The organism is Puniceicoccaceae bacterium (assembly GCA_040224245.1).
In the GTDB taxonomy this organism is placed as follows: domain Bacteria; phylum Verrucomicrobiota; class Verrucomicrobiia; order Opitutales; family JAFGAQ01; genus JAKSBQ01.
In genome coordinates, this window is sequence record JBEGIR010000073.1 from 1 (window position 1) to 16,594 (window position 16,594).

Sequence of the window (16,594 nt, forward strand, 5' to 3'; positions counted from 1 at the left end):
CATGGATCGGTTCACGTTCCCGAATCGCCTCCAGGGCAACTCTGCTTTTAAACTCTGCGGTGAACTTTCGTCTCTTTTTCATTGGCTGCTTTTTACTCTTAGCAGCTTCTCATTTCTGTCCAACTTTTCCCGACCGGCTCAGTATTCTGCATTTGAAGTGAGGATTGCCAGGGTCGAGCGGGCCTATGGCATGAAGGCAGACTCAAGTAGTTGATACCCTTTATGGCTTAAACAACTGAATTTTGAAACATCGGTTGGCGAATGCCAACCGATAAGGCCTATGGGCCACATAACGCTGTTACACAGCGACAAAAAGGATTTGTGTCCCCGACTCGTCGGGGTTTTTGCAGCTCCGATGGATCGGAGCGTTTTGAGTTCGGCATCTGCCGAATGGTGTTTAATCAAATCCTGGGTTCAGTATTGGACCTTCGATTTTGTGGAAGACGCCGGACATTTCCTGAAGTGGTGGATTTTTTAAAGAATACCCTTCCATTGGGATTTACATCCGTTTAAATCCGGAAACTACTGCGAAATTGAGTGCGGGGTGTTCAGCTCAACTGGCATCACGCAGTTCAATAACGAGTTCTTTTCCCAGAGCTTGAGCAACTCTGCGAAGTGTCGAGACTCGTGCATCACTGGCTTGGTTTTCCATGCGGGAGATCACAGATTTTTTCGTATGGATAGCTTCGGCTAGAGCCTCTTGAGTAACGCCAGCTTCTTTTCTGGCCTCTCTCAACAATACTCCAACAAGGAACTCCTGATATCCTGCATCATATCCTTCAGCAAATTCGGGATCCCGTTCTTTCCGTTTTTCAATATACTTATCTAGATCGTCCATAGCTTACTCCTTCTTGTTAAAATAATCTTTCATTCGTTGCTTGGCTGTTTCGATTTCTTGCTTCGGCGTTCTTTGTGTCTTCTTCGCAAATCCGCTCGTCAAAATGATGAGTTGTTCTCCATCAAAAAATCCAATCAACCTAAACGCATCAGAACCCAATTGTGTTCTTATCTCCCACAAATCGGTTCCAATGAGTTTTTTGAAATACTGAACAGGTGGTTTTGGCATTTGCCGAACCATCTGCATCACCCAAAGAACTTTCTTCGACTGCTTAGGATTCAAGTAGTCCAGAAACTCTTCAACAGGACATGTCCCGGCTTCTGTTCTGTAAAACTGAATCCTGCGCATGAAGATAAAGTTAGCATATTTGCTAACTTTATCAAGGAAATAGAACCATAGATAAAATCTCTGGCTATTCTATGGAACGGGAGCGATTGCAGGCTTTTCCGCTACGCGTCTCCTGCCAATTCCTGCCAAAGTGTATACAGTTTATTGCAACGTATTGCAGTAGTCCGTATGGACGACGGAAATCTCAGAATATCGAGGATTTTTCACGATTCGTGGAAACAAACGACTTCGTACCCAACCTTCAGAACATCCGAGGGAGATCAGTCGCAAAAATCTGACCCGTCCGAAAGACAATCCCGGCAAAATGCTGAGGACATTCTGCTTTCTGGATTGAAGGATTCTACGAAGATCGTTTGCCTCAGGGAAGTTTGGGTTCATGGTTCTGAGTTAAATCCATGAGTGCACCCATTCATCCCGCAAACACACCCCACCCGCCCTATTATGCAGCCATTTTTACTTCCCTGAGAACGGAAGGGGATCGCGGATATGCGGCGATGGCTGAGCGCATGGTGGAACTTGCAGCGGATCAACCGGGATTTCTGGGAGTGGAAAGTGCACGGGGTGAGTCGGGTTTGGGCATCACGGTGTCCTACTGGCAGTCCATGGAAGCCATCGCTGCGTGGAAACGGAACGCTGAGCATGCCGTGGCACAGGAAACCGGACGCAAGCTCTGGTATTCTGCATTTGAAGTGAGGATTGCCAGGGTCGAGCGGGCCTATGGCATGAAGGCAGACTCAAGCAGTTGATACCCTTTATGGCTTAAAGAACTGAATTTTGTAACATTGGCTGGCGAATGCCAACCGATAAGGCCTATGGGCCACATAACGCTGTTACACAGCGACAAAAGGGTTTTTCGTCGGGGTTTTTGCAGCTCCGATTTTTCGGAGCGTTTTGAGTTCGGCATCTGCCGAACGGTGTGTTGTGAAATCCTCGGTTCAGTATCTGAAACAATCATCCTTATGAATCCTGCGAGGTCGGGAGGGTTTGCAGCAGATGGGGTGCTGCTCTGAGCAGGAAAATCGGTGCAGATTCAAAATCTGCAGGGTGGCTGTGGGGTGCCCGAGCCGTAGGGCGTCATGACAACCTGCCACAATTGGATGTTCCGGGCGCGGAAGGCCCCCGCGCAGGCGAGCAGGTAATACTCCCACATGCGCTTGAAGCGCAAGTCATACTGACCTTGCAGGGATGGCCAGGCCTTCTGAAATCGGGAATTCCACGCCATCAGGGTGCGGTCGTAGTGTGGACCCAGATTGTGCCAGTCTTCGATCACAAAGCGTCCCTCTGCTGCCTTTGCGATCTGTGTGGCACTGGGCAGCATGCCATTGGGAAAGATGTAACGGGTGATCCAGGGGTCGCCGGTGGCATTGGTGGTGTTGCCACCGATCGTATGCAGCAAGAAGATACCATGCTTCTTGAGACAGCGGCGCACGACCTCCAGATAGGTGCGGTAATTCTTCGGCCCGACGTGCTCAAACATCCCCACCGATACAATCTTGTCGAACTTGCCCCGGATTGCCCGGTAATCACAGTCCTGAAACTCGACGGGCAAGCCCTTGCAAAAGTCGCGAGCAAAGCGGAGTTGCTCGCTCGAAATGTTGACAGCTGTCACCCGGCAGCCGATTCGCTTGGCCATCCAACGGGCAAGTCCACCCCACCCGCATCCGATGTCCAGCACATGGTCGAATGGCTTGAGGTTGAGTTTCCGGCAAATCAGATCCAGCTTGTTCTCCTGCGCCTGATCCAAATCATCCGTATCCTTAAAATAACCACAGCTGTATTGACGGTGGGGATCGAGAAATGCGAAAAACAAATCATTGCCAAGGTCATAATGCCGCCGGGCGATGATGCGGGCACGGGCACGGGATTGCAGGTTGAACAACACTGCCGGGAATGTGCGCAGCAGGGTGCCGGGATTTCGACGGACGCGGTCCTCCAGTCCGGCACGGAGCAACCGACAGATCATTTCGTCGATCTGTTCACAGTCCCACCACTCTTCCATGTAGGATTCGCCTAGTCCCAGATTCTGATCGCGCACGACGCGTGAGTAAAACCGTTGATCGTGTACCTGAATGTCCCATGGATTGGAACCTCCAAAAGCAATGCCAGTCGGTTGCAGCCATTCTCGCAGGATTGATTCATTCATGCCATCTCTCCTCGAATTCGGGTTAGCCCGTGAAGACCATCAGCAGCATATGCAAAGCAACAACTGCCCTTCACATAGAGCATTTCTGTGCCCCAAAGGGGTAATCCTCAATAACACCCTGCGCCTTTCAAGTAAAGCCATTTGCACTCATTTCAGGCAATCCGTTATTCCTGCCTTTCATGCAAATTTCGGCTTTAAACAAATCCCATAACCAAAATTTCGTGACCTTCATCACAGCAGCGATTGATAGAGTGCGGCATGCTGTTGGCAACATTGCTCCCAACTGAAATGCCTCAGGTGTTCGTATCCCTTTTCCCGAAGCTGATGACGAAGGCTTGGGTTTTGCAGGAGCTGCAGGACTTTTTCCCTGATATCGTCAGGATCGCTGGGGTCGACGTAGAGGGCAGCGGCACCCCCCACTTCGGGAAGTGAACTGGTGTGACTGACCACGACCGGACAACCCGAAGCATAGGCTTCGAGTATGGGAAGACCAAACCCCTCGTAGAAAGATGGAAAGACAAAGCAAGTCGCTCGCGAATACAGTTCTGCCAAATCCCAATCAGAAGCGAAAAAATGACACACTTGTTGCTGAACTCCCTGTGATTGAAAAAGCTCCGTTTCTTCCTTTGAAAACGCATAACCAGTGCAAAGCAGGTGCAGATCGCGGTCACGGCGAAGCAGTGGTAACATTGCGCTAAAAAAAGCGTTGAAGTTTTTATACCCCCGTCGCACACCGACAAACAGGACGTAACGTTCGGGAAGCTCTAGTTTCACCTCAACAGGCGGCGGTTCCAGGCTGTTCGCAAGGTGGATCACCGTGATCTTCTCGGGAGGAATTCCAAATATCTCAACCAAATCCGCCTTGGTTGATTGAGAAATGGCTATGATATGCGATGCCCGATGACAGAGTTGGCGTTTATATTCGCTGGTGTGATCCTGCGCAGCAAAATGCGCAGAGAATTTCTCGTGAATCATGTCATACACCGTCAACACCATGGGGATTTTGCCGAGTACATCGAGAAAGTAGGGATCGTAGTAGGTGGGATGAAACAGATCAAAATTCCCCCGCCGCACAACGCGAAGTGACTGACGCAGATTGATCTCTTTGTAGCGGCTGATCTGCAGATACTTTTGATACAGACGATGTTTCCCCCGAAATTCCAATCCCCAGGCAAAATTGCGGTAGTGATTGCGCGTTTGCTCAACAATGCCCGCATAGCGCGGGTTGCCTTCCAAATAACAGTTCAGGCTCTTCGCAAGCACCAATTGGTTGCGCACTGACCCCACACAGGGTTGCCGGACTAACTCAGAAAAGTAGCGGGAAATGCCTCCGACACGCTGGCTCGCAAAAATCTGATGATCATAACAGACTTGCATGTGCCACTTGCTGTGTTGACTCCGTTCGCTGCTGCCACTCGTCAAGCACGGGTTGTAGACTTTCACGAAGCGTGTAGTTTGGAACCCACCCCAAAATCCCACGGATTCTTGATCCATCTCCGATCAAGGCTGGAACATCGTTCGGACGAAAGCATGCGGGATCCACCTGCCATTGTGCCTCAAGTCCGGCAAGTTCCATCATGAGCTCCAACACACCTTGAAGGGAATATCCACACCCCGAACAAACATTAAAAACCTCACCAGTCGTCCCCGACTTGAGCAGCCCCCAGTAAGCCTTTACCACATCCCGCACATCCACAAGATCCCTTACTGTCTTCAGATTGCCCACTCGCACAGGAGAGTCCGGACCGAGTTGCTTGCGTCTGATGATCTGTTTGGCAAACGATGCAACCGCAAAATTCTCACTCTGACCTGAGCCGATGTGGTTGAATGATCGGGTCATGACAATATCCATCGCAAAGCTCTGCGCATACATCCGGGCAATCTGCTCCTGAGCACACTTGGAGACACCGTAGGGATTGCAGGGAAACTGCGGAGCCTGCTCAGAAACGGGATTCCGGTTTGTCACTCCATACTGTTCTGAGGAACCCACAACCAACAGGCGACAATGGTGTGAGATTTCCCGAACTGATTCGACCAGATTTATGAAGCCCCGAATGTTGTTTTCAAGTACCCGGTGTGGATCTTGCCAAGATACGGCCACACTGCTCTCAGAGGCGAGGTGAATGACGCCATCCGGCTGTAGTTCGTTTAAAACCCGCCTCAGGTGCTTCCGCTCGCAAAGATCTGCTACCCTGAAGCAAACAACACCATCCGGCTCTAGCGGCTCACTGCGTGCCAGCAGCATAATCTCCACCTCGCGATGTTCCTTGTGAAGATACCGCACAAGGTGTCGGCCAACAAACCCATTACCCCCTGTGATCAATACGCGTTTCATCTTCCAACATGACCTGTTAACCTCGTGGCACCCCGGAAATTTTTGTTAGTCAAAGCTCAGTGCAGGTACACACCCCTTCACGCATGGGACACAGGTTCAAATAAAAGCTCCAATGAGTGCAGGTTGAAGATAGAGGCAAACGGGAAATGCGGATTTTTCCATCTTCTGGAGGGAATGCTAACGGGTCTCCACAATTCCTGCATTTGCAGAATGCGATATTGGACTAAAATCGAACCGTATTCCATCCTGCTCAAACTTGCCAACGCCATGTTGCTTTCCATTCTGATCCTGATTCTAGGTCTCATCCTGTTGCTGTGGAGTGCTGATCGATTTGTCGAAGGTGCCGCCTCCACCGCACGCTACTTTTCCATGCCACCCCTTCTGATTGGCATGGTGGTGGTTGGCTTTGGAACCTCCGCACCGGAAATGCTGGTCTCAGCCATGGCCGCTGTGCAATCCAACCCAGGCATTGCACTCGGAAACGCCTATGGTTCCAACATCACCAATATTGCGCTGATTCTAGGACTAACCGCAGTGGTGCGACCCATCATCGTACAGTCCCAGATCCTGCGCAACGAACTTCCCATCCTGCTCGCGGTAACTGGCTTGGCGGCCTGGCAACTGCGGGATGGTCAGCTCACACGCTTCGACGCGATGATGCTGCTGCTCGTGTTTGCACTCCTACTGGCCTGGACGATCTGGCAAGGATTGCAAAACAAGTCCGATGCACTGGCTGGAGAAATGGCTATTGAACTTGAAAGTGCCGGGCTTTCCCTACCGCGATCCCTGGTCTGGCTAGCGATTGGGCTGCTGCTGCTCATCGTCAGCTCACGCCTGCTTGTTTGGGGAGCGGTGAACATCGCCCAGGCGTTTGGGATCAGTGACTTGATCATCGGCCTGACCATCATTGCGGTAGGAACCTCATTGCCCGAACTCGCCTCATCCCTCATTGCGGCAAAAAAAGGAGAACACGACATTGCACTCGGCAACATTCTCGGTTCCAACCTGTTCAATACGCTGGCAGTTGTCGGTATCGCAGCGGTGATACGCCCACTTGCACCCGAGCCGGAAGTGCTCAACCGGGACCTGCTGGTGGTTGCCATCCTGACACTGTCCCTGTTTGCCATTGGCTACGGTTACCGACGCGCCGGACGCATCAACCGCATCGAGGGTGCGCTGTTGCTGCTGGGGTTCTTCGCATACACCTTATACCTGCTCACCCAAACCGGCTGAAACGAATGAAGTCTCAATGCGTGCTTCCCAACAGAGTCATTCTAAATCCCCAGACTACTCAATAAGTGCATCACTTGATTCAGCGCGGAGGTGATGCGCGGATGCGTGACTTCGAGTTCGGAGACTGCATCCTGTATTCCGTGCACTTCCGCTTTGATCGATTCATCGGCGGTGCCATCAATGTCCTCCATGATGACATCCAGACGCGCACGCACTTCCTTTAATGCGACAGCATCCTGCGCCTGCAGTGCTGCATCAACTTCATTTCTCAGATCCTCAAGTGAGGATTTCAGGGCTTTTCTGGGCATACTTCCTCCGGCAATGGGTTAGTCCACGATGGATTGATACACCAGATTGCGCAACAACTGGTGATCGTTAAGATTTTCTGCAGGAATCACCTGGGTAAAATAAACCACAACCAAATCTTCCTCCGGGTCAATCCAGTAGCTGCTGTGGTATGCACCGCCCCAACCAAACTCACCTTTGGATCCCAATTCTCCCCGCATTCCCGGATCGAGTACCACGGAAAATCCTAGTCCAAATCCCATTCCGTTGCCCCAGGGATAACCCACCTCCGGTGCAAGATGGTTGATGCGCATGAGTTCCACCGACTTGCGAGAAAGAATGCGTCCTCCACTGACAACGCCTTCATCCGCAAGCATTTGCAGAAATGCAGCATAATCCTTCGCAGTGGAAACCAGACCTGCTCCGCCTGAGAAGCAACGCCTCGGTCCCTCAACGTATGCGCCTTGACCCATATTGCCCAGCTCTGGTCCACGAAACAGGCGGCCATTCTGGTATCCATAGACTGTCGCAAGGCGGCCCGCCTTATAGTCCGGCAGGAAGAAGTGCGTATCGCCCATGCCAATAGGGTCAAAGAGTTCCGCCTTTAGAAACACATCGAGCGGCTGCCCGCTGACGACCTCAATCAACGCTCCCAGGATGTCCGTACTGTAGCCATAAACCCACTGTTCTCCCGGATGTGCCTGAAATGGCAAACTCGCCATGCGACGCACCACATCCCGAATGGGTTCGTCACGATTGGCAAAATACCAACCCTGGATGCCTGCTTTCTTCCAAAGATCCTCCCCGGGACCGTTTCCATAGGCCACGCCCGAGGTGTGCATCAATAAGTCTCGAATGGTAATCGCACGCTTTGCAGGCACGACTTCATAGCCGTCGTCGGTGGCTTGGGCCACATTGGTCTGCATGAATTCCGGCAGGTATTTGCCCACTGGATCGTTGAGGTGCAGCTTGCCCTGCTCCTGCAGTACCATCACACCCACACTGACCACCGCTTTGGTTTGGGAGGCGATGCGAAAGAGGGTATCCTTCTGCATGGGCGCCTGGGATTCCTTGTCCCGAAAGCCCAGCGCTGAATAATGCACGACTTTGCCCTGGCGCATTACCAGCGTAACCGTGCCTGGCAGTTTTTCCTGCTCAATCATTTTTTCAAAGGCAGCATCCAGACGTCCGAGACGCTCGCCCGACATGCCCACCGACTCGGGCACAACGGGATTCCAGTTTGCATGCGAGGAACAGAAAGGAGCAAGCAACAGCAGCGTGAGCACCACGGAACGGCAGCCACGTAAGGCAGAGCGGAACACAAGGGAATTTCGATTTGAAATGGGCTTCATGGGATGAATTCGTTTTCCAGTAGAAGAGTTGATTTGCACGTCATGAGAACGCTCGTCGACGGGGGGTGGTTTGACAAATTCAGATCCTCAAAAGCCGTTCGAATTTGCCAGGACAAACCCCTGTCGATTCAAGAGCTAAACCGTAACGAAATTCAACACATGGGGCAATGGAATATCGTGCAAAAACGGGTGTTGTACGATGTCTCCCGTACAGAAATGAACGGAAGTGCCAGCCAGATGACTCAATCAGGCCTGATTGAGTCAGAGAGAAGGGAGATGGAAGCTTCCTCGCTTTACAGGCACGACGCCAGACTCATGTGCAACATCAGGAGGCGACGGATGCCTCCGTCGCCTCATCTGAAATAGAGCAAAATCGAACGATTTTACTTGGCACTGCCCGCGACCGACAGAGCACATGCTTCACAGGCCTGATTGATTTCGGCGAAGAAATCATTGCCCTTGTCATCGACCAGGATGAAGGCAGGAAAGTCCTCCACTTCAATCTTCCAAACTGCCTCCATGCCGAGTTCCGGGTATTCGAGCAACTCGACCTTGCGGATGTTATCCTGTGCCAGCAATGCGGCAGGCCCCCCTGTGGATCCCAGGTAAAATCCTCCATACTGTGCGCAGCCTTCAGTCACATCCTTGGAGCGGTTGCCCTTGGCGATCATGATCATCGAACCACCCGCAGCCTGGAATGGCTTGACGTAGGAGTCCATGCGTCCCGCAGTGGTGGGTCCGAAGCTGCCGGAGGGTAGGCCTTCGGGTGTTTTCGCCGGCCCTGCGTAATACACCGGATGGTTCTTGAAATAATCTGGCAGATCCCCCTCGGTCTTGAGGCGTTCCAACAGCTTTGCATGCGCAATATCGCGCGCAACAATGATGGTTCCGGTTAGGCTGAGTTCCGTTTTGATTGGATACTGGGACAACTCTGCGAGGATGTCCTTCATCGGACGATTGAGATCGATTTTCACGACACCCTGATAGTTCGGCTCGCGCAGGTGATCGGGAATAAAGCGCCCTGGATTTGTCTCCAGCTTCTCCAGCCAGATCCCTTTTTTGTTGATCTTGGCCTTGATGTTGCGGTCAGCCGAACAGGAAACCCCGAGACCCACCGGACAGGAGGCACCGTGGCGCGGCAGGCGAATCACACGCACATCCAGTGCAAAATACTTGCCTCCAAACTGGGCCCCAAACCCGATCTTTCGGCTGAGTTCGAGCACCTTCTGCTCGAGTTCCACATCGCGGAAGGCCTGTCCGTGTGCATTGCCCTCGGTCGGAAGTTCGTCATAATATTTGGTGCTCGCGAGCTTCACAACCTTGAGGTTCGCCTCCGCACTGGTACCACCGATCACAAAGGCAATGTGGTAGGGCGGACAGGCGGCCGTGCCCAGTGTGCCCATCTTGCGCACCATGAACTGCAACAGGCTCTCGGGATTAAGCAGTGCCTTGGTCTCCTGATACAGAAACGTCTTATTCGCAGATCCTCCGCCCTTGGCGACAAAGAGAAACTTGTATTCTGAACCATCCGTAGCGTAGAGATCAATCTGCGCTGGCAAGTTCGTCCCGCTGTTTTTCTCGTTGTACATGTCAAGCGCCACGGTTTGGGAATAGCGCAGATTCTCCTTCGTGTAGGTGTTGTACACCCCTCGGGAAAGTGCTTCCTCGTCGCCTCCACCCGTCCAGACCTGCTGCCCTTTTTTGCCCATGATGATGGCAGTGCCCGTATCCTGGCAAAAGGGGAGAATCCCGTGCGCGGAGACCTCGGCATTCTTGAGCATGGTCAGGGCCACATTGCGGTCGTTTTGCGAGGCTTCGGGATCATCAAGAATCGCTGCTACCTGCTCCAAGTGGGCCGGACGCAGAAAAAATGCGATATCCCGCATCGCGGCCTGAGCAAGTGCCGTGAGTGCTTCGGGTTGAACCTTCAGGATTTCCTTGCCCTCAAACTCTGCGGTCGAGACATATTCGTCTGTCAGCAGACGATAGTCGGTATCGTCCTTCAAGAGTGGAAACGGGTCCTGATATTTGAACGGTGGTACTGCCATGGTTTTTTATCGATTTCAGGTCAATGTGTCTGGTCAACTGCTGAGGCCTGCAAGACCATTCAGCAAAACCAGACAAACCATTTCGCACCCTTTCTTCAATCACTTTCGCTAATTTCAACAATCAGATGGATTGAACCTCCTTATTCAACTTTCAGCGCACAATGCTTCGAACCCGTAGCCGCATACACGGGCATCACCTGCTGTACCCCTCCGAATCGATGTGACATTATCGTAACATACTGGCTTTCAGATTGATTCCTGCTGCCTGAACCCACCATAAACGACGCATTGCGACTCCGCAGACCGCAAATTCGAATTCACACTCAGACTGACAAAAGACAACCCTTTCACGTCCACTGGGATTCAAATGCATCCCATGAAGCACAAATTCCGCACCGAAAATCCACTTTAAAACCCTTCACTTCATGACTATGAAAAACCTGTTGATTGCATTCATGCTCGGCTTTGCCTTCACGCTTCAAGCAAGCGAAAAACTGGTCATCAAAGGCTCGGATACACTCGGGGCCAAGATGGTTCCACAGATTGCAGAGGCGTTTCGGGCAGCACACCCGGGTGTCGTGTTTGAGATTGCTGCTGAGGGTTCAACCACTGGCATCACTGCCATCATTGATGGGACTGCGGACATTGGCATGTCAAGTCGGGCTGCACGCCCGGGCGAAATCACTGCCGCGCGTGCCAAGGGCGTCAACATGGAAGCGATCACCGTCAGCTATGACGGTCTCGCGGTCATCGTCAATGAGTCCAACCCGATCAGCGATCTGAACCTGCGTCAGATTCAGCAAATCTTCACCGGTGACGTAGCGGACTGGTCCACTGTTGGACCATTTTCAGGCCGCATTTCCATCTACACGCGCAATACATCATCCGGAACCTATCAGGATTTCAAAAACCTTGCGATGCGTCGCCGCGACTACGCTCCATCCTCCCAGAAAATGGCTGGAAACGAGCAAATCGCCGCAGAAGTCGCCACCAATCCGACGGGTATCGGGTATGTTGGTCTGGCCTACATCCACACTCCTGGAGTCAAGGTGGTGAGCATCAACGGCAAGCTTCCCAGCCCACAAACCGTCAACGACAAATCCTATCCGCTGGCTCGTCCCAATTTCTTTTATACAAACGGACAAGCAAGCGGACTGGCGGGGGAATTCATCGATTTTGTGCTCTCTCCTGAAGGACAAAAAATCGTGGAAAGCGTTGGATTCATTCCACTGCAATAACCCTGGAGTTCTGGGATTCGTCACTTCATGCCCACCTGTCATCGAAGTCTCCGACACTGCCTGCAATACGCTCAAGGTACCCCCTCGAACACACACTGACCTTCTATGGAGGAACCGCATTCAAGCTCTCCTTCGATCAACCTGCGCAAACAGCGGCGCAAGTGGTTTGGCATTCACTCAGACAAGTGGATACAGGTGTTCTTTTTCGGGAATGCCTGGATCGCGATCCTCATCCTGCTGTTGATCGCGTTTTTCCTCTTCAAGGAAGGTTCTGGTTTTTTCGGTCAGAACCGTGAGGCACACGTGCTCTACCGCAAGGCTGGACTCGAGTATGTCGAACAGGTCAAATCCACCGAAGCAGACTACACCGCACTCTATCGCTACCTCAATTCGATCCGGGCAGAACAGATGGCAGCACTGCAGGCGCGGGGCGTGGCGTTCGCAGATGCCAACGAACAGCTCGCACCTCTCGAGGATTTTGCCTACGATTTTCTCGATCTCTCCTACCCTCTGAGCGATCTCAATGCAGAACTGACCGAGATGGTCACGTCGGTTCGGGATCAGTACGTGTCCAATGAAAACCTACGGGAATACCGGCGTTTGCTCCTGAGGCAGGGCAATACTGCTGAAGCCGAACAGGTGGAAATCCACGATGTTGATTTTGAATTTATCGAGAGCTATCTGCGTGAACAAACACCACGCTACGTGGATCTAACACAAAGCCTTAGCCGTGAGATTTCCGCCTTCACCGCCGATTTTCCGGAGCTTCCCGTACCAGGACATGGGGCAAAGATCACACGTTTTCGCGAATTGACCAATCAGTTCATCCAAAGCATTCCCTCCCGCGTGGATCGGCTCAAGGCATGGAATCCGGATGAACCGATCAGCTGGATGGCCTCCTTCACTTCCTTTATTTTTGGAAAGGAATGGGTCACCAACAGCTTCTGGCAGGACTGGTATGGCATCCTCCCCCTGCTCACCGGTTCCCTGATGGTGTCTGGCATCGCACTCACGCTCGCTGTGCCTTTTGGCGTCGCTGCTGCGATTTACGTCAACCAGATCGCAAGTCCCAGCGAACAAAAATGGATCAAGCCCAGCATCGAGTTCATCGCCGCCATTCCGTCGGTGGTGCTCGGATTTTTCGGAATTGCGGTACTGGGTGAAACCTTGCGCCAAGTCTCCAATATCAGCTGGCTCGAATTTCTGCCGTTTTTCCCCATCGCGGAGCGACTGAATGCGCTGACGGCCGGCTGCCTGCTGGCCCTGATGGCAACGCCAACGATTTTCACACTCGCCGAAGATGCGATCAACAACGTGCCCAAGGCCTACAAGGAGGCATCGTTTGCGGTCGGTGCCACCCGCATGCAAACCATCCTGCACATCATACTGCCGACCGCGCTCTCCGGCATCATTTCAGCGGTACTGCTCGGCTTTGGTCGCGTGATTGGGGAAACCATGGTGGTGCTGCTCTGCGCGGGCAACCGCATCGCCATCCCCGAACTGAGCGAAGGACTGGGCGCAATCGTGCAGCCCGTCCACACCATGACCGGAATCATTGCGCAGGAAATGGGCGAGGTCGAGCGCAGCTCCATCCACTACCGGGCACTGTTTGTGCTCGGCATGCTGCTGTTCCTGATCTCATTGCTGGTCAACTGGCTCGCCCAGAAGATCGTGCACAAGTTCAAAATCTCCGTCTGATTCATGCAAGCCAACGCCATCCATCCCTTCGCCCGAAAGGAAACGCTGCACAGCCGCGTGGAGCGTTTCATTGCATGGTTACTACGCCTGGCGACCTGGTTCGTGTTGCTCTGTGCAGCGGCGATCTTTGGTACCATCATTTTTCGCGGAGCACCCGTTGTATTCCAGGCTGAAGCACCCTTTGTGAATCTCGATTTCCTGACTCAAGCCCCGGAAACACTGCATGTGTTTGAACTCGATGGTGAAAAATTCGAACTCTCTAATACCGAATTCCGTGCCCATTTTGCAGATGCGGAGACCCTGCCTGCCACTCAGACTTATTCCTACTCGGGTGGAGGCATTTTCCCGGCGATCATGGGAACCATACTACTCGTTGCGGGTTCCATGACCATTGCACTGATCATGGGCATCCTCAGTGCAATCTACCTCAGCGAGTACAGTAAACCAGGCCGATTTATCAACCTCATCCGACTCTCCATCATGAACTTGGCTGGCGTACCCTCCATCGTCTTCGGACTCTTTGGTTTTGGCATGTTTGTCATCGGCCTGAAATGGAATGTATCCCTGCTCTCGGGCTGGTTCACCCTCGCCTTCATGGTGCTGCCAATCATCATCACCGCCAGCGAAGAAAGCCTGCGCTCAATCCCTGCAGGCTTTCGGGAAGGAAGCCTCGCGCTGGGTGCGACCAAATGGCAGTCCATCCGCACGAACGTGCTGCCCTACGCGTTGCCCGGTATCCTCACCTCTTCCATTCTGGGAATCGCACGGGTGGCTGGTGAGACTGCCCCGATCATGTTCACCGCTGCCTATGCGATCCGGGACACCCTGCCCTGGCAGGTCGAACGCGCAACCGACTTCTTTTTTCAAGGCGTCATGGCGTTGCCCTATCACATTTATGTCGTATCATCCAAGATTCCGCAAAACGCCTACACCGAGCGCATGCAGTATGGGACTGCGTTCGTCTTTCTCATCATTGTCTTTCTGATTGCCTTCACATCGATCCTTTTGCGCATCCACATCCGAAAACGCTACAAATGGTAACCCGAGCATGCATCAAACTCCTATGACCCAAGCACGCGCTCAATCGTCCCCTGCTCCCGTTCAGCCGGAAACGGATGCAACCGCGATTTCCGTCAATGGTGTGGATTTCTGCTATGGATCCACGCAGGCATTGTTTGACGTGCAACTGCAGATCCCAGAACACCAGGTCACCGCATTTATTGGTCCCTCCGGTTGTGGTAAGAGCACATTGCTGCGCTGCTTCAATCGCATGAATGATCTCATCGAAGGTGCGCAACTGACCAGCGGCACCATTGAAATCGCAGGCCATAACATCTACGACCCTCAAGTCGACGTGATCGAGCTGCGCAAGAAGGTTGGCATGGTTTTTCAGAAATCAAATCCCTTCCCCAAAAGCATCTACGAAAACATCGCCTATGGCCTGCGCATGCAGGGTGTGAAAAAAAAGTCCGTTCTGGATGAGGCCGTCGAAAAGAGCCTCACCGGTGCAGCACTCTGGAACGAGGTCAAGGATCGCCTGCACACCAGCGGCACCAGCCTCAGTGGTGGACAGCAGCAGCGCCTGTGCATTGCACGCGCGCTCGCAGTCGAACCGAGCATCATGCTCATGGACGAACCCTGTTCGGCCCTCGACCCCATCGCCACCGCCAAGGTCGAGGAACTCATCTTTTCGCTGAAACAGCAATACACGATCGTGATCGTCACCCACAGCATGCAGCAGGCGGCCCGGGTGTCTGACAACACCGCCTTCTTCTATCTGGGAAAGCTTGAAGAATACGGAAAGACTTCTACGCTCTTCATGAATCCCAAAAACCCGCAGACTGAGGCCTACATCTCCGGGCGTTTCGGCTAAGGCGCAGATTCACTCACTTTCATCCCCACATCCATCTCATGAAGCGATTTTTCGACGTCGAACTCGACACCTTCCGCGCTCACATCTCGCGCATGCTGACACTGACGCATCAACAGACCCGTCTTGCCGTGGAAGGACTGCTCGAGCGGGATAAGGCCAAATGCCAGCGTGTGCTCGAAATCGAAAAAGAGGTGGACCAGCTCGAAATTGAAGTGGACGCCGAGGCCGTTCGCTACCTCAACCTTCGCGCTCCCATTGCATCTGAGCTGCGCCTGATCATGGCGGGTTCCCGCATGAGTCACGAGTTTGAACGCATTGGTGATGAGGCCAAAAAAATCGCAAAACGTGCCCTGCGCACGGAAACCCTGCATCCCGAACCTTTTGTTGAAGGGGTGAGAGCGATGTATGAATTGATCGATAGCGTCTTCGACGGCCTGCACCGCATGTTTTCCGAAATTGATGCATCCGATGGCACCCTCCTCATGCGCAAGGATGCAGAAATTGATCGCATCAACAAAAACCTGCAAAACCTGCTCATGGAAGCCATCGAACAACACGATCTTGCGCTCAAGGCTGGGTTTGACCTGGTTTCCGTATCGCGCTCACTCGAGCGCATCGGTGATCACACACAAAATCTGGTGGAAAACATGGTCTTTCTGGTCACCGGTGCCGATATCCGGGAGGAGTAGGCATTCGCAGCCTGCGACGAGCACAGGCCCTACGAAATTTTCCAAAAAAAGGATCTGACCGCCCGCAGGTGATAAGCCGGATTCTGTCTCCCGTTGCCGGGCGTTGTTCATTTGTCTGACCCCGACGTGAATCAGGATCCTCCACCGAAGTGAAGCGCAGCATACCCGGAACCTTAAGGACGGGCCGCCCAGTTCCCTATTTTGCCTTGCACCGGATGGGGTTTATCCTGCCATCCCGATTACCCGGAATGCGGTGGGCTCTTACCCCGCCATTTCACCCTTACCCTTCGCTTACGCTCAGGGCGGTTTGTTTTCTGTGACACTTTCCGTCACTGACTGTTACCGTCAGTGCCCCCGCTTTCACGAGGCATCCTGCCCTGTGGTGTCCGGACTTTCCTCTATTCTGCTTTGAAAGAACAGCGAACAACTTCCTGCGAAGCGATCATTGTCAAGGATGCTGCCCGCGTTGATTCCCACATGCAAGCGCTTTTCGACGCAGACGAAAACCGCAATC

At 52.8% G+C, this 16,594-nt stretch carries 14 protein-coding genes, 1 other RNA gene and 1 pseudogene; 7 read left to right on the forward strand and 9 right to left on the reverse strand.

The genetic code is table 11. The features are described 5' to 3' along the window. Nucleotides 1-553 precede the first annotated feature (553 nt). Both ABQ298_12085 and ABQ298_12090 read right to left on the reverse strand, forming a co-directional pair. A complete protein-coding gene (locus ABQ298_12085; protein ID MEQ9825114.1) occupies nt 554-838 on the reverse strand; it encodes a helix-turn-helix transcriptional regulator in 285 nt (94 codons plus the stop codon). Nucleotides 839-841: 3 nt separating this feature from the next. Beyond that, a complete protein-coding gene (locus tag ABQ298_12090; GenBank protein MEQ9825115.1) occupies nt 842-1,186 on the reverse strand; it encodes a type II toxin-antitoxin system RelE/ParE family toxin in 345 nt (114 codons plus the stop codon). A 395-nt stretch (nt 1,187-1,581) separates the two neighbouring features. On the opposite strand from ABQ298_12090, the gene ABQ298_12095 reads away from it, so the two are divergent. Then, nucleotides 1,582-1,932, forward strand: a complete 351-nt coding sequence (locus ABQ298_12095; GenBank protein ID MEQ9825116.1) for an antibiotic biosynthesis monooxygenase — start codon at nt 1,582-1,584, stop codon at nt 1,930-1,932. Between the two features lie 284 nt (nt 1,933-2,216). Here ABQ298_12095 and cfa read toward each other — a convergent pair. The 3 genes and pseudogenes from cfa to ABQ298_12110 all read right to left on the reverse strand — a co-directional run bounded on the left by cfa (nt 2,217) and on the right by ABQ298_12110 (nt 5,664). After that, nucleotides 2,217-3,332 (reverse strand): annotated as a pseudogene (cfa, locus tag ABQ298_12100) (cyclopropane fatty acyl phospholipid synthase). A gap of 228 nt (nt 3,333-3,560) precedes the next feature. Beyond that, nucleotides 3,561-4,706 carry a glycosyltransferase family 1 protein gene (locus ABQ298_12105; protein ID MEQ9825117.1) on the reverse strand — a complete coding sequence of 382 codons (1,146 nt, stop codon included), beginning with the start codon at nt 4,704-4,706 and terminating at the stop codon, nt 3,561-3,563. Next, entirely contained in the window at nt 4,690-5,664 is a 975-nt protein-coding gene (locus tag ABQ298_12110; GenBank protein MEQ9825118.1) for a GDP-mannose 4,6-dehydratase, read from the reverse strand. Before ABQ298_12110 ends, ABQ298_12105 begins: the two co-directional genes overlap by 17 nt. Before the next feature lie 267 nt (nt 5,665-5,931). Between ABQ298_12110 and ABQ298_12115 the strand changes: the two genes are divergently transcribed. Then, a complete protein-coding gene (locus ABQ298_12115; protein ID MEQ9825119.1) occupies nt 5,932-6,897 on the forward strand; it encodes a calcium/sodium antiporter in 966 nt (321 codons plus the stop codon). A 41-nt stretch (nt 6,898-6,938) separates the two neighbouring features. Here ABQ298_12115 and ABQ298_12120 read toward each other — a convergent pair whose 3' ends face one another. The 3 genes from ABQ298_12120 to ABQ298_12130 all read right to left on the reverse strand — a co-directional run bounded on the left by ABQ298_12120 (nt 6,939) and on the right by ABQ298_12130 (nt 10,582). Next, the gene (locus ABQ298_12120; GenBank protein MEQ9825120.1) at nt 6,939-7,205 is read right to left on the reverse strand and encodes a DUF4404 family protein; all 267 of its coding nucleotides are present in this window, start codon (nt 7,203-7,205) and stop codon (nt 6,939-6,941) included. 18 nt (nt 7,206-7,223) lie between these two features. Then, entirely contained in the window at nt 7,224-8,534 is a 1,311-nt protein-coding gene (locus ABQ298_12125; GenBank protein MEQ9825121.1) for a serine hydrolase domain-containing protein, read from the reverse strand. 383 nt (nt 8,535-8,917) lie between these two features. Continuing rightward, a complete protein-coding gene (locus ABQ298_12130) occupies nt 8,918-10,582 on the reverse strand; it encodes a fumarate hydratase (GenBank protein MEQ9825122.1) in 1,665 nt (554 codons plus the stop codon). Nucleotides 10,583-11,007: 425 nt separating this feature from the next. Between ABQ298_12130 and ABQ298_12135 the strand changes: the two genes are divergently transcribed. From ABQ298_12135 to phoU, 5 genes are all read left to right on the forward strand, one after another. Further along, the gene (locus ABQ298_12135) at nt 11,008-11,820 is read left to right on the forward strand and encodes a phosphate ABC transporter substrate-binding protein (protein ID MEQ9825123.1); all 813 of its coding nucleotides are present in this window, start codon (nt 11,008-11,010) and stop codon (nt 11,818-11,820) included. 105 nt (nt 11,821-11,925) lie between these two features. Continuing rightward, the gene (gene pstC / locus ABQ298_12140; GenBank protein MEQ9825124.1) at nt 11,926-13,518 is read left to right on the forward strand and encodes a phosphate ABC transporter permease subunit PstC; all 1,593 of its coding nucleotides are present in this window, start codon (nt 11,926-11,928) and stop codon (nt 13,516-13,518) included. A 3-nt stretch (nt 13,519-13,521) separates the two neighbouring features. Beyond that, a complete protein-coding gene (gene pstA, locus ABQ298_12145) occupies nt 13,522-14,559 on the forward strand; it encodes a phosphate ABC transporter permease PstA (GenBank protein MEQ9825125.1) in 1,038 nt (345 codons plus the stop codon). Nucleotides 14,560-14,581: 22 nt separating this feature from the next. Next, nucleotides 14,582-15,391 carry a phosphate ABC transporter ATP-binding protein PstB gene (gene pstB, locus ABQ298_12150; protein ID MEQ9825126.1) on the forward strand — a complete coding sequence of 270 codons (810 nt, stop codon included), beginning with the start codon at nt 14,582-14,584 and terminating at the stop codon, nt 15,389-15,391. Between the two features lie 38 nt (nt 15,392-15,429). Then, nucleotides 15,430-16,080: a phosphate signaling complex protein PhoU gene (gene phoU / locus ABQ298_12155; GenBank protein ID MEQ9825127.1), complete on the forward strand. Its 651-nt coding sequence runs from the start codon at nt 15,430-15,432 to the stop codon at nt 16,078-16,080. A 56-nt stretch (nt 16,081-16,136) separates the two neighbouring features. Here the strand turns inward: phoU and rnpB are convergent. Next, nucleotides 16,137-16,519: RNase P RNA component class A (gene rnpB, locus ABQ298_12160), an RNA gene on the reverse strand. Nucleotides 16,520-16,594: the final 75 nt, after the last annotated feature.

Excerpts from the sequence above, each read along its gene's own strand:
- ABQ298_12115 (MEQ9825119.1), top strand. The coding sequence starts at position 5,932 with ATGTTGCTTTCCATTCTGATCCTGATTCTAGGTCTCATCCTGTTGCTG.
- ABQ298_12135 (MEQ9825123.1), top strand. The coding sequence starts at position 11,008 with ATGACTATGAAAAACCTGTTGATTGCATTCATGCTCGGCTTTGCCTTC.
- ABQ298_12105 (MEQ9825117.1), bottom strand. The coding sequence starts at position 4,706 with ATGCAAGTCTGTTATGATCATCAGATTTTTGCGAGCCAGCGTGTCGGA.
- ABQ298_12130 (MEQ9825122.1), bottom strand. The coding sequence starts at position 10,582 with ATGGCAGTACCACCGTTCAAATATCAGGACCCGTTTCCACTCTTGAAG.
- pstC (MEQ9825124.1), top strand. The coding sequence starts at position 11,926 with ATGGAGGAACCGCATTCAAGCTCTCCTTCGATCAACCTGCGCAAACAG.
- ABQ298_12085 (MEQ9825114.1), bottom strand. The coding sequence starts at position 838 with ATGGACGATCTAGATAAGTATATTGAAAAACGGAAAGAACGGGATCCC.
- ABQ298_12095 (MEQ9825116.1), top strand. The coding sequence starts at position 1,582 with ATGAGTGCACCCATTCATCCCGCAAACACACCCCACCCGCCCTATTAT.
- pstB (MEQ9825126.1), top strand. The coding sequence starts at position 14,582 with ATGACCCAAGCACGCGCTCAATCGTCCCCTGCTCCCGTTCAGCCGGAA.
- pstA (MEQ9825125.1), top strand. The coding sequence starts at position 13,522 with ATGCAAGCCAACGCCATCCATCCCTTCGCCCGAAAGGAAACGCTGCAC.
- ABQ298_12110 (MEQ9825118.1), bottom strand. The coding sequence starts at position 5,664 with ATGAAACGCGTATTGATCACAGGGGGTAATGGGTTTGTTGGCCGACAC.
- ABQ298_12090 (MEQ9825115.1), bottom strand. The coding sequence starts at position 1,186 with ATGCGCAGGATTCAGTTTTACAGAACAGAAGCCGGGACATGTCCTGTT.
- ABQ298_12125 (MEQ9825121.1), bottom strand. The coding sequence starts at position 8,534 with ATGAAGCCCATTTCAAATCGAAATTCCCTTGTGTTCCGCTCTGCCTTA.
- phoU (MEQ9825127.1), top strand. The coding sequence starts at position 15,430 with ATGAAGCGATTTTTCGACGTCGAACTCGACACCTTCCGCGCTCACATC.
- ABQ298_12120 (MEQ9825120.1), bottom strand. The coding sequence starts at position 7,205 with ATGCCCAGAAAAGCCCTGAAATCCTCACTTGAGGATCTGAGAAATGAA.